This window comes from Mesorhizobium sp. ES1-1, assembly GCF_020164785.1.
In the GTDB taxonomy this organism is placed as follows: domain Bacteria; phylum Pseudomonadota; class Alphaproteobacteria; order Rhizobiales; family Rhizobiaceae; genus Mesorhizobium.
In genome coordinates this window covers 190629-203760 of the sequence record NZ_JAIUGX010000011.1, presented here as the reverse complement: position 1 = coordinate 203760, position 13132 = coordinate 190629, and the positions used below count along the sequence as shown (strand labels likewise).

The following is a 13132-nucleotide window of genomic DNA, read 5'->3' as shown; positions in this document are numbered from 1 at the left end:
TCACGCCGGCCTCGCCTTTTGCTAAAGCGGAACCGCAACAGGTTTTGCCCGTTCTCGCTGCTAGCGTCTCACGCAGGGAGTTTGTCATGGCGCCGCGTCCGGCCTGGAAAGGCTATCTGAAGCTGTCGCTGGTCACCTGCGCCGTCGAACTGACGAACGTCGTCACCCATGCCGATAAGGTCTCGTTCCGTGTCCTGAACCGCAAGACCGGGAACACGGTCAAACGCATCTATGTCGATAGCCAGAGCGGCAAGCCTCTTGGCGAGGGCGACGAGATCAAGGGCTATGAGGTCGAGGATGGGAAATTCATCAAGATCGAGGAAGATGAAATCGAGGCGGTGCAGATCGAATCCTCGCACACCTTGGCTCTCGAAGGTTTTGTCGACAAAAGCTCGATCCAGCAAATCTATCTCGACACACCCTATTACGTGACCCCGGCCGACAAGGTGTCGGAAGAGGCCTTTGCGGTCATCCGCAATGCCATGGCCGCAAGGAAGATGGCGGGGCTCGCCCGTGTCGTGCTCTACAGCAGGGAACGCCCGGTTGTGATCGAGCCGCGCGGTAAGGGCATGGTGCTGACGACGTTGCGCTACGACAACACGGTGCGTCAGCCCGACACCATCTTCGGCGAGATCGAGAGCGTCAAGACCGATCAGGACATGACCGACCTCGCCGAGCGCATCATCGACAAGCAGAAGGCGAAGTTCGACCCATCGGAATTCGATGACAAGTACGAAGAGGCATTGCTGAAACTGGTCCGTGCCAGGAAGGCCGGCAAGAAGGTGCCGAAGACCAAGGACAAGCCAAAGCCTTCCAACGTCGTCGACCTGTTCCAGGCGCTGAAGACGAGCCTTTCTGCGGATGCCGCTTCGACGAAGAGCTCCCGGCCGGCCAAGGCCAGGCCGGCGGCCAAGGGCAAGGGCAAGGCGAAAGCCGCCTCGGCCAAGCGCAAATCCGCTTAGGGAGTACAGGGATGGCCAGTCTCGAGCGGTATCAGGCCAAGCGCGATTTCAACAAGACCGCGGAGCCGGCCGGCAAGGTCGAACCCACTTCCAAGGGCGCGGCCGGCGGTATTTTCGTCATCCACAAGCATGCCGCGACCACGCTCCACTACGATTTGCGCCTCGAACATGGCGGCGTGCTCTGGAGCTGGGCGGTGACGCGCGGCCCGAGCCTCGATCCGCATGAAAAGCGTCTCGCGGTGCATGTCGAGGACCACCCGATCGACTACGCGCCGTTCGAAGGCACCATTCCCAAAGGCGAATATGGCGGCGGCTCGGTCATCGTATGGGACGAAGGGAGCTGGATCCCCGACGGCGACCCGGCCAAGGCGATGCAGAAGGGCCATATCAGCTTCGAACTCAAGGGCCACAAGCTGCATGGGACATGGCATCTGGTGCGGTTGAAGCCCCGCGCCGGTGAAAAGCGCGAGAACTGGCTGTTGATCAAATCCGATGACGCGGCGGCGCGTCCGGGCGAGGATGTTCTTAAGGACGCGCCGGAATCGGTGAAGTCGGGCCTGACGATCGAGGAGGTCGGCGCGGGCAAATCCGGCAAGGACCAGAAGCCGAAGGCCCGGCCCTCCGGCACGCCAGCCACCGCGAAGCCGTCGACGGCGGCCAGGCCGCTCGACTTCATGGAACCGCAACTCGCGACCCTTGAACGCGAGGCGCCCGCCGGCAAGGATTGGCTGCACGAAGTCAAATTCGACGGCTATCGCATGCAGGCCCAGATTTCCGGCAATAAGGTGCGGCTGCTGACCCGCACCGGCCTGGACTGGACAGGGAAATTCGGCGACGCGATTGCAACCCGACTTGCGGCGCTCGACTGTAGCGACGCCATCATCGATGGCGAGATCGTCGTGCTGGCCGACAACGGCGTTTCTTCTTTTGCCCTGCTGCAGGCCGACCTGTCGGCCAGGCGGACGGACCGCTTCATCTACTATGTCTTCGACCTGATGCGGCTCGACGGCGAGGATCTGCGCCCCGAGCCGCTTGTCGAGCGCAAGCAGGCGCTGCGCGACTTGCTTGGCGAGCAGGATGATAATTCGGCGGTCCGCTTCTCCGACCATTTTGCCGAGCCCGGCAAGATCATGTTGGAACATGCCTGCCGGATGGGGTTGGAAGGCGTCGTCTCCAAGCGTGCGGATGCGTCCTATCGCGGCGGTCGCAGCCCAGCCTGGGTGAAGTCGAAATGCACGGCGCGGCAGGAGTTCGTCATCGGCGGCTATCTGCCGTCGGACAAGACCGGGCGCGGTCTGCGTTCGCTGCTGGTCGGATATAATGAAGGCGGCACGCTGCACTATGCCGGGCGCGTCGGCACGGGGTTTTCGGCCAAGGGCGCCGCCGAGCTGAAGGCGAGACTCGACGCGCTGAAGGCGCCGTCATCGCCCTTCGATACCACCGTTCCGAAAGGCAAAGGCCTGGTCTGGGTAAAGCCGGAGCTTGTCGGCGAAGTGGAGTTTCGCAGCTGGACGTCCGACCGTATAATACGCCACGCCTCGTTCCAGGGATTGCGCGAGGACAAGCCGGCGGAGGAAGTCGTGCAGGAAAAGCCCAAGGAGCCGACGAGCGAGGAAACGACGGGCAAGGCAGCGACGGGCAAGAGCCCCGCCCGGTCGAAGCCGCCTTCGAACGGTGCCGGCAAAGTCACGGCAACCATAACCACTTCGGTAAAGCTCTCCCATCCCGACAAGCTGCTGTGGCCCGAGGAGAAGATCTCCAAGCAGGACCTGCTCGATCACTATGCACTTGTCTGGCCGCGTATGGAGCAGTTCATCATCAACCGTCCGCTCAGCCTGGTGCGTGCGCCCGACGGCGTCGGCGGCCCCCGCTTTTTCCAGAAACATGCATCGGCCGGCATGAGCGAGAAGATCGCGCGGATGAAGGATCCGACCGATGGCGAAGAAATCCTGTTCATCCGGGATTTCGACGGCATTGCCGCGCTGGTGCAATATGGCGTCGTGGAAATCCATATATGGGGTTCCACCATCGACAAGATCGAACAGCCGGACCAGATCATTTTCGATCTGGACCCCGATGAGGGCGTCGATGCGAATGCGGTCCGCGAGGCCGCCCTCGACATCAGGGCCAAGCTCGACGATCTGTCCTTGCCCAATTTCATCAAGACCTCGGGTGGCAAGGGCTTCCATGTCCTGGTGCCCTTGAAGCAATCGGCGGACTGGGAGGCGGTGAAGAGCTTCTCCCACGACTTCGCCAAGGCGCTCGAGCAGTCGGCCCCTGACCGCTATACGGCGACGCTGTCGAAGAAGGCGCGGACCGGAAAGATCTTCGTCGACTATCTGCGCAACGGCCGCGGCTCGACGACGGTCGCGCCCTATTCGTCGCGGGCAAAAAAGGGGGCTACCGTGTCGATGCCTGTCACCTGGCCGGAGATCGAGGCCGGCCTGGCGCCGAACGCGTTCCCGATCGGCGACAAGTCGACACTGGCCAAGTTGGAGGAGGCCGACCCTTGGGCGGATTTCTTCAAGCAGGCCAAGGCGTTGAAGCAGGAGTAGGCCGACCGGAGGCGATTGCCTGGCGTCTTAGCTCAAGAACACCTTCTCGAAGGCCTGCTTGCCCGGCGGCGAAAACACCACCGCGCGGCTGTCCTTCTCGCGACGGGCCCATTTTTCCATGAGGATCTTGTCGAGGATGGCGGCCCCCAACGTGCCGGCCAGGTGTGAACGGCGCTCGCTCCAGTCCAGGCAGGCGCGACAGACCGGCCGCCGCGGCTTGGTGTAGACATCGATGCCGATGGCGGCAAAATGCGAACCCGCCGAAGCGCCCAGCCTGATCTCCTTGTCGTCGCGGACCAGCACATTCTTGTCCACCAGCCGGTCGAGCATCGCCACCGCCCGCTCGCCTGCAAGATGATCGTAGCAAACGCGCGCCACGCGCATGGCGCCGTCGCGTGGACCTGGCCGCACGCGCCTGGGGCCGACCGTTTCCGCGACTCCGGTGATAGCCTCGATCATGCCGGCGACCTGTGGCCCGGCAAGGCCGTAATAGCGGTGGCGCCCCTGACTGGCCAGGGTCAGCAGTCCGCCTTCGAGCAGTTTGGACAAGTGCGAAGACGCGGTCGGCAGCGACACGCCGGCTTCCAGCGCCAGCTCACTCGCCGTCAGCGCGGTGCCGCCCATGAGCGCGTTGAGCATGTTGGCGCGCGCAGGATCGCCGACCAGGCCGGCGATGCGGGCGATGTCGGGTCCCTCACGCATTGTTCGTTCTCCATCGAAGCGTTCTTGTCAGATAATCACTAATCTCCCATCGGAGCAAGGAGATGACGATGACTGCACGAACTGCTTGCACTCCCGCGCCGCCGCTACCTGGCCGCCGACCGTTCCCGCACGTCACCTGGATGCGCCCGCGCTTGCTGGCCCGGTGGTATGACCGTCATCTGCAGCGTCTCGACCTCGCCGAGATCGACGATCGTCTTCTGGCCGACCTGGGCCTGACGGGCGACGATGTGCGCCGCGAATGCGCGAAGCCCTTCTGGCGACCATGACCATCGCGGCGGATGGCTCGCCAAGCGCCCAACGTCTCGGCGAAAACCACGAGCGAACTCCAGCTTGGCCCAGCGCTCGCGGCTTTATCGGCCGGTCGTGATCGGCTAAGGGGCAGGGGCAGCACGTAAACCCGCCAGCCGGACCGCCATCAGCAATGACCGTCAAGACCAAGCCAAAGCCGCTGTTCCTCGGGATAGATACCGGAGGCACCTATACCGATGCCGTGCTGTGGTCCGAAACAGAAGGCCCGCAACAGGGGCCGAACAAGGGCAAGGTTCTGGCAAAGGCCAAGGCTCTGACCACGCGGCATGATCTGGCCGTAGGCATTTCCGGTGCCGTCGATGCAGTTCTCGAGAGGGCCGGCACCGATCCGGCCGACATCAAGCTGGTTTCGATGTCGACGACGCTTGCCACCAACGCCCTGGTCGAGGGGCAGGGCGGCCGCGTGGCGCTGGTGATGATCGGCTTCAGCGAAGCCGACCTCGCCCGCGATGGGCTGAAGACGGCCCTCGGCACCGACCCGGTGATGTTCTGCCCCGGCGGCCATGACGTCCACGGCAATGCCGCGCTGCTCGATCTTTCCGGGCTGGAGGCCATGCTGCCGGAACTCGGCGCGACGGTTTCCGGCTTCGCCGTCTGCGCCTATTTCGCCACCCGCAACCCGGCCCATGAGGTCGCGGCCCGCGACCTTATCCGTGACAGGACCGGCCTTCCGGTCACCGCCAGCCACGAGCTGTCTGCCAAGCTCGGCGGGCCGCGCCGGGCGCTGACGACGCTGCTCAATGCCAGGCTGATCTCGATGATCGACCGGCTGGTGGCGGCCACGGAAGGCTTCCTGGAGGCACGTACCATCGCGGCACCCCTGATGGTGGTGCGCGGCGACGGCGCGCTGGTCTCGGCGGCGTTCGCGCGCCAGCGGCCGATCGAGACGATCCTCTCCGGTCCGGCCGCCAGCCTGGTCGGAGCCCGCCACATGACCGGCCTCGACAATGCGCTGGTGTCCGATATCGGCGGCACCACCACCGACGTCGCCGTGCTTGACAAGGGGCGGCCGCGTCTCGATCCGGAAGGGGCCACCGTCGGCGGTTTCCGCACCATGGTCGAGGCCGTCGCCATGCGCACCTTCGGCCTTGGCGGCGATTCCGAAGTGGCGCTCGAGGATGGGTCGCTCAATCCGAGGATCCTGCTTGGCCCGCGCCGTCTCGTGCCCCTGGCGCTGGCCGGCATGGCGCATGGCGGCGCCGTCATATCCGAGCTCGAACGGCAGCTGCGCGCCCCCAATCCTGGCCGTATGGACGGCCGCTTCGTGGTGCGCACCGGCGTGCCCGACCGGCTTGCCGCTGGGTTGACCGGCGCCGAAGCCAAGCTTTACGAGATGGTCGGCGCCGTGCCGCTCGCCATCGACAAGCTGCTGACCTCCAATGCCCAGAACGCGACGCTCAACCGGCTGGTGTCGCGCGGCCTGGTGCATGTCGCCGGTTTCACTCCGTCCGACGCCGCTCATGTGCTGCGCAGGCAGGCTAATTGGGATCCGGTCGCCGCCCGTCTTGGCGCCGAGCTGTTCGCGCGCAAGCGAGACGGCCGTGGCCAGCCTATTGCCGCCTCGCCGGAAGCGATTTCGGAGCGGGTGCTGGTGACGCTGACGCGCTGGTCGGCTGAAGTCATCCTTGAGACCGCTTTCGCCGAGGACGGGCTGGATGGCGCCGCGACCGTGGCGCATGCGCTGGTCCAGCGCGCCGTCGACGCGCATCCCGGCATTGCTCGCCTCAGCGTCGCGCTCGATCGCCCGGTCATCGGCCTCGGCGCTTCGGCGCCGCTGCATTATGCCGGTCTGCCGCCCCTGATCGGCAATGATTGCGTGGTGCCGGAAGACACCGACGTCGCCAATGCGCTTGGCGCAGTCGTCGGCCAGGTGCGGGTGTCGGCCGAGGCACGCGTCAGCCAGCCCAGGGAAGGGCTGTTTCGTGTTTCTTCCGGCGAGACGGTGCGCGATTTCCTCGATGAGGCGGCGGCTATAGCGGCCGCCGAAGCCGATGTGCGGGCGCTTGTCGCCCAGCGCGCCAAGGCCGCCGGCACCGACAGTGCCGAGGTGGATGTGGCGACAGAGTTCAAGGTTTCGACCGTCGAGGCCCAGCGCATGTTCATCGAGGCACATGTCGTCGCGGTGGCCTCCGGCCGGCCGCGTATTGCAGTGTGAGCGATTGTTGTCAGTCCTCAAGTGGGCGACCGGCCGCGTCAGCGCTTACCCCACTTCAACCTAAGCCGATTGACCCTGCAACCCCGGCATGCCAAAGCCTCGCAAAGCCTTTCGCCTGGAGGAAGCCTGATGATCGATCGCATCGAGATCGCCGGATTGCGGATTGCCCGCGAGCTGCATGATTTTGTCGTTGGCGAGGCTTTGCCGGGCACCGGCGTCGAGGCGGCGCATTTCTGGAACGGCTTCTCGGCCATTGTCCACGATCTCGGGCCGAAGAACCGCGCCTTGCTATCGAAACGCGACGCCATTCAGGAGCGGATCGACGGCTGGTATCGCGACAATGGCGCGCCCATCGACATGGACGCCTACAAGACCTTCCTGAAAGAGATCGGCTACATCGTGCCGGAAGGCCCGGCCTTCGCCGTATCGACCGACAATGTCGACCCCGAGATCGCGGTCGTTGCCGGCCCGCAGCTGGTCGTGCCGGTGATGAATGCGCGGTATGCGCTCAACGCCGCCAATGCGCGCTGGGGCTCGCTCTATGACGCGCTCTATGGCACCGACGCCATCCCCGACACGGATGGCGCCGAGAAGGGCAAGAGTTTCAACGCGGCGCGTGGCGCCAGGGTCGTTGCCTGGACGAAGAGTTTCCTCGACGAAGCCGCACCGCTCACCTCGGGCAAATGGGCCGGCGTGAACGGCCTGTCGGTCGCCAATGACGCTCTGAAACTCTCTGCTGGCGCCGGCTCGACCACGCTCGCCAATCCCAGGCAATTCGTCGGCTATCGCGGCGAGGCCGCCAGCCCCGAGGCACTGCTGCTGGTCAGGAACGGGCTGCACATCGAGATCGCCATCGACCGCGACAACCAGATCGGCCGAACCGATCCGGCGGGGATCGCCGACGTCATCCTCGAATCGGCGCTGACCACGATCCAGGACTGCGAGGATTCGGTTGCGGCGGTGGATGCGCAGGACAAGGTTATCGTCTACCGCAACTGGCTTGGCCTGATGAAGGGTGACCTGACCGAGGAAATCAGCAAGGTGGGACGAAGCTTCGTGCGCAAGCTCAACCCGGACCGCGCCTGGACCGCACCTACCGGCGGCACGCTGACCGTGCCCGGCCGCTCGCTGATGCTGATCAGGAATGTCGGCCACCTCATGACCAATCCGGCGATAATCGACCGTGACGGCAATGAAGTGCCGGAAGGCCTCATGGATGCGGCGATCACGGCGCTGATCGCATTGCACGATGTCGGGCCGAATGGGCGGCGGATGAATTCCCGCGCCGGCTCGATGTATGTCGTGAAACCGAAGATGCACGGGCCCGAGGAGGTCGCTTTCGCCGTCGAGATCTTCGATCGTGTCGAAGCTTTGCTCGGCATGGCAAGAAACACAATCAAGATGGGCATCATGGACGAGGAGCGGCGCACGACCGTCAACCTCAAGGAAGCGATCCGCGCCGCGAAGGAGCGCGTTGTTTTCATCAACACCGGCTTCCTCGACCGCACCGGCGACGAGATCCACACCTCGATGGAAGCCGGCCCGATGATCCGCAAGGGCGACATGAAGCAGGCCGCCTGGATCTCCGCCTACGAAGCCTGGAATGTCGATGTCGGATTGGAATGCGGGCTCGCCGGCCATGCCCAGATCGGCAAGGGCATGTGGGCAATGCCCGACCTGATGGCCGCGATGCTGGAGCAGAAGATCGCTCACCCCAAGGCCGGCGCGAACACCGCCTGGGTGCCGTCGCCGACGGCGGCGACGCTGCATGCCACGCACTACCACAAGGTCGACGTGCATGCCGTTCAGGCGGCGTTGAAAAACCGGCCGAAGGCCAGGCTCGACGACATTCTGTCAGTGCCGGTCGCGGTGCGGCCAAACTGGAGCGAGGTCGATATTCAGGCTGAACTCGACAACAACGCGCAAGGCATTCTCGGCTATGTCGTGCGCTGGATCGACCAGGGCGTCGGCTGCTCCAAGGTGCCCGATATCCATGATGTCGGCCTGATGGAAGACCGCGCCACGCTGCGCATCTCCTCGCAGCATATCGCCAACTGGCTGCACCATGGCGTGTGCGGCAAGGACCAGGTCATGGCGACGATGAAGCGCATGGCCGCGATCGTCGACCGCCAGAACGAAGGCGATCCGCTCTATCAGCCGATGGCCGCCGATTTCGACAATTCAATCGCCTTTCAGGCCGCATGCGACCTCGTCTTCAAGGGCCGCGTCCAGCCCAACGGCTATACCGAGCCGGTATTGCACGCGCGGCGGCTGGAACTGAAGGCGCGGAGCGCTTAGGGCAATTTGGGAGAAGGACGTTTCCCTGTCGCCGGCCTGCCTCAGCTGCCCGTGGTCCGGGTATAGAGCGCGCGTCTGGCGCCCATCAATCCCTGGGCCCGCCCTGCGGCCTCGCCGAACGCCCTTAGCGCATCGAAGAAAGTCGCTCCCGACGTGAAGGGTGCCAGAACCAGGAGTACCAGCCCGGACAGCAGCTTGAGCACCGCGGACACGGGTGCGTGCACCCATCTATAGGCGGGGCGGCCGTCGAATTTGTCGTGGAAGGAAACCAGCGCGTGATCGCGCGCGCGCCTGAGCTGGTAAAGGGCAGAGAGCCTCTCGCGAGGCATTTCCTCAAGGACCACAGCCCTGGGCGCCCAGCCGGTCTTGGCGCCGCGCGCGCGGGCATCGTGAAAGAAGCGTGTGTCCTCGCCGCCCGTCAGATTGTAGCGCTCATTGAATCTGAGCTGTCCGTTTCGAACGAAGTCGAGGCTCAGCAGGCAATTGTTCGTGGCCACGACAATGTCCGCGTCCCGCTCGCCGGCCTTTCTGTCCGCCGACTTCTGTTCCACCCGCGCGAAGCGCGCAGACAATCCTTTCCAGACGGCGCGTTCCCAGAATCGCAAGGGAGAGGCGCGGACAAAGGCCCTCACCGGACCGCCTAGAATGTCATATCCACCGCGTTGCTGTTCAGCCAGGAGTTCGTCCATCCAAGCGGGTGTCACGACCTCGTCGTCATCCACGAAGGCCAGGCTGTCGAAATCCGACTTGAGGGCGAAATCGAGAGCGGCGTTTCGCGCGAACACAATCCCCAGCCGGGGCTCCGCCAGATGGTGGATCCGCAACTGCTGGTGGCTCGCGGCGAAGCTGGCGACCACGGGGCGCAGCATCTCGCCATCGCCATTTTCGACCAGGATGATGTCCAGTTCCGCCGCCGTCTCGAGGCGACCGATGGACTCGAGCAATTCGGCGACCATCCTGGGCCGATCCCGCGACGCGATGCCGATGCAAACACGGCCCATGGTCGCTTTACGGGGCGCTGGAAAAATGCTTCGGCGTCAAGGATACCTGCGAATCCACGCCTGGCTCGAAATGGAAATACCCGTTGCTGGGGCTGCCATAGTTGAGCAGCTCAAGGGAAAAGTTCTCGGCGATTTCCTCGACGAGCATACCGCCCAACTGCAGCGTCCAGTTGGCGCCCAGGCAGCGATGGTGATCGAGTCCGAGCGGCGCGTAGGACATGCTCGAAAATTTGCGGTCGACAAACCGGTCGGGCTTGAAGACATCCGGTTCGGGAAATTGCGTCGGGTCCCGATGGGCTTCCCAAATACAGATCCTCACCCGGCTGCGCCTCGGAATGAGATATCCGTCGAAAATGATGGGCTTGAGCGCGGTCCGCAGGATGAACTCGCTTTGTTGCATGCGCAGAGTTTCGGAAACGGCCGACCTGGCCATCACCTCCCGTCTGGCGAGGTCGGACTCGCCTGCGATCGCATCCAGATAGCTGCCCTGGCCGGCCAGCTCCAGGAATATCCATCGCGCGAGCCCGTGGAAATCATGCCGCGCCAGTTCCGTCATGTGTACGAGGTTGCCGATCGCGGTCTCGTCCAGTTTTCCTGCCTGCACGATATATTCAAGCAGGCTCGTGGCTGGAGTTGGCGATTGCTTCAGATCGTTGGCGTGATCGACCAGAAGGCGTTTAATTCGCTCATACTTCGCGTGGTCGGTTGGCCTGATAACCAGATGCATCCCGTTCGGCACATAATCATCATACGCCGCTGTGAAGTCGCTCGCGACCTTCGACCCGTGCTTCGCACCCAAGATAAGATCCAGCATCACCGCCGTCGAAGCCTGCTTGATGACCTTTGCCGCCACATCGGATCGCAGCCGGCCCTCACCTTTCGCCAGTTGTGTCAGCCGATCGCGAAAGATGCTGCGAAGTTCAGTAGCCCGAGCCTGAAGTGGGACGGAACGAAAAGCGGCGATAAATAAACGCCGGTACTCGACATGGGCCTCACCTTCCATCGCCCGCAAAAAGCCCACGGGAAAAAGAGGTGTCATATCAATTGTCGCGACGCGCAAGCTGGCTTTGTTTTCTGTCAGAAACCGCAATCCGAGTTCGTGTCCGACGATGCACGTGGTCAATTTACCGCCCGACCAGATCGTGAATATATTTCCAAATTCTCTGTGTAGTTTCGCCAGATGAAACTGATCGAGCTGCGCCACATCCGATTCTGGAAGTATTCTGCCAGGGGCCAGCCGACTGGAAGTAAGCCTGCCCTGTAATCTTGCGCGGCCCACCCTGGTGGCTATTTTGAAGTGATTGATATAGTGCCTGACGCCGCCCATAACCCGTCTTTCCTCTAAGGCTAAGCATGCGCTGACAATGCGTGCGCCAGCTGTTATTGAGTTAGCGTACCAGTTGCCGAAGATCAGCTCCAGCGCATTTGAGCAGCGCCGTCGACAATCCGATCCCTGGGCGATTGTCAGGATCGCGGCATGCTTGGCTGGCCTCGTCCGGCAACACTATAGGCGATCATCCGGCGCCACCTATCGGCTCAAGCCGCCTGCGCCATCCGCTCTGAACTCATGCGGTAGGAAATCGCCTCCGCCAGATGAATGCGGCCGACGGTTTCGCTGCCGTCGAGATCGGCGAGCGTGCGCGCCACTTTAAGCACGCGGTGGTACGCCCGCGCCGAGAAGGCGAGCTTTTCGCTGGCGTCCTTGAGCAGCGAGAGACCGGCGGAGTCGGGCATGGCGATCGCCTCGATGACCGCGGGCGCGCAATGCGCGTTGGTGGTTGCGCTGCTGACGCCGAGCCGTTCGAAGCGTTCGCGCTGGAGGGTTCGGGCCTGCGCCACGCGCTGCGCGACCGTGGCGCTCTTCTCTGCCCGGTCGGGCCGGATCAGGTCGCTGGCCGAGACCGCCGGAACCTCGATCCTGAGGTCGATACGGTCGAGCAGCGGGCCCGATATACGGGCCTGGTAGTCGGTGCGGCAACGATCGCCGCGCAGGCAGCGATAGCCGGGCTCGCCGGCCATGCCGCAGCGGCACGGGTTCATCGCCGCCACCAGCTGGATGCGCGCCGGATAGGTGACGCGATGGTTGGCGCGCGCGATCATGCAGTCGCCCGTCTCCAGCGGCTGGCGCAGCGCATCGAGCGTCTGCGGCGTGAACTCCGGAAACTCGTCGAGGAACAGCACGCCGTGATGCGCCAGCGACACTTCGCCGGGCCTGGCGCGGATGCCGCCGCCGACCATCGCCGCCATCGAGGCGGAATGGTGAGGCGAGCGGAACGGCCGGCGGTCGGTCAGCTTGCCTTCGCCGAGTTCGCCGGCCACCGAGGCGATCATCGACACTTCGAGCAGCTCCTTCGGCGCCAGTGGCGGCAGGATCGAGGGCAGCCGCTGCGCCAGCATCGACTTGCCCGAGCCGGGCGGCCCGACCATCAGCAGATTGTGCCCGCCGGCGGCCGCCACTTCCAGTGCCCGTTTGGCGGTCTCCTGGCCCTTGATGTCGGCGAGATCGGGCAGGTCGCGTGCGGAAGCGTGGACGCCGGCCTCGGGTCGCGACAGCACCTGCGTGCCGCGAAAATGATTGGCAATGGCGATCAGGCTGCGCGGCGCCAATATATCGAAATCCTTGCCGGCCCAGGCGGCTTCCGGCCCGCAGGCGAACGGGCAGATCAGGCCCTTGCCTTCGGCATTGGCGCCGATCGCGGCCGGCAGCGCGCCGGCAACGGCGGCGATCGTGCCGTCGAGGGACAATTCGCCAAGCACCACATACCCGGCCAGCATGTCGCCCGGGATGGCGCCAAGAGCGGCCATCAGGCCAAGCGCGATCGGCAAATCGTAATGGCTGCCTTCCTTGGGCAGGTCGGCCGGCGCCAGATTGACGGTGACCTTCTTCGACGGCATCGACAGGCCCGAAGCATGCAAGGCGGCCTGAACCCGCTCGCGGCTTTCAGCCACCGCCTTGTCGGCCAGGCCGACGATCTGCATGCCGACCTTGCCGGGAGCGATCATCACCTGCACGTCCACCGGCACCGCCTCGATGCCCTGAAACGCCACCGTACGAACCCGCGCTACCATATCTGCCCCTGACGATCGTCCGCCCCCGACTGCTGCGACTAGCTGTCGGATGCTGAAACA

Annotated in this window: 9 protein-coding genes; 5 read left to right on the top strand and 4 right to left on the bottom strand. The window is 64.2% G+C overall.

Annotated features, from left to right (window positions below; all coding sequences use genetic code 11):
- Positions 1–86 precede the first annotated feature (86 nt).
- Both LB513_RS19745 and ligD read left to right on the top strand, forming a co-directional pair.
- Positions 87–962: a Ku protein gene (locus tag LB513_RS19745; protein WP_224665185.1), complete on the top strand. Its 876-nt coding sequence runs from the start codon at positions 87–89 to the stop codon at positions 960–962.
- An 11-nt stretch (positions 963–973) separates the two neighbouring features.
- Positions 974–3517, top strand: a complete 2544-nt coding sequence (ligD, locus tag LB513_RS19740) for a DNA ligase D (RefSeq protein WP_224665184.1) — start codon at positions 974–976, stop codon at positions 3515–3517.
- A 27-nt stretch (positions 3518–3544) separates the two neighbouring features.
- Here ligD and LB513_RS19735 read toward each other — a convergent pair whose 3' ends face one another.
- Complete coding sequence (locus LB513_RS19735; RefSeq protein WP_224665183.1) at positions 3545–4219, bottom strand: ArsR/SmtB family transcription factor; 675 nt, start codon at positions 4217–4219, stop codon at positions 3545–3547.
- 68 nt (positions 4220–4287) lie between these two features.
- Here LB513_RS19735 and LB513_RS19730 point away from each other — a divergent pair, with 68 nt between their 5' ends.
- The 3 genes from LB513_RS19730 to LB513_RS19720 all read left to right on the top strand — a co-directional run bounded on the left by LB513_RS19730 (position 4288) and on the right by LB513_RS19720 (position 9002).
- Positions 4288–4506 carry a DUF1127 domain-containing protein gene (locus LB513_RS19730; RefSeq protein WP_224665182.1) on the top strand — a complete coding sequence of 73 codons (219 nt, stop codon included), beginning with the start codon at positions 4288–4290 and terminating at the stop codon, positions 4504–4506.
- Between the two features lie 155 nt (positions 4507–4661).
- The gene (locus LB513_RS19725; RefSeq protein ID WP_224665181.1) at positions 4662–6704 is read left to right on the top strand and encodes a hydantoinase/oxoprolinase family protein; all 2043 of its coding nucleotides are present in this window, start codon (positions 4662–4664) and stop codon (positions 6702–6704) included.
- Between the two features lie 129 nt (positions 6705–6833).
- Complete coding sequence (locus tag LB513_RS19720) at positions 6834–9002, top strand: malate synthase G (protein ID WP_224665180.1); 2169 nt, start codon at positions 6834–6836, stop codon at positions 9000–9002.
- Positions 9003–9043: 41 nt separating this feature from the next.
- Here LB513_RS19720 and LB513_RS19715 read toward each other — a convergent pair whose 3' ends face one another.
- From LB513_RS19715 to LB513_RS19705, 3 genes are all read right to left on the bottom strand, one after another.
- Entirely contained in the window at positions 9044–10003 is a 960-nt protein-coding gene (locus tag LB513_RS19715) for a glycosyltransferase (RefSeq protein WP_224665179.1), read from the bottom strand.
- A 7-nt stretch (positions 10004–10010) separates the two neighbouring features.
- Positions 10011–11330 (bottom strand): cytochrome P450, encoded by a 1320-nt coding sequence (locus LB513_RS19710; protein WP_224665178.1) that lies wholly within the window; start codon positions 11328–11330, stop codon positions 10011–10013.
- A gap of 209 nt (positions 11331–11539) precedes the next feature.
- Entirely contained in the window at positions 11540–13072 is a 1533-nt protein-coding gene (locus LB513_RS19705) for a YifB family Mg chelatase-like AAA ATPase (protein ID WP_224665177.1), read from the bottom strand.
- Positions 13073–13132 lie beyond the last annotated feature (60 nt).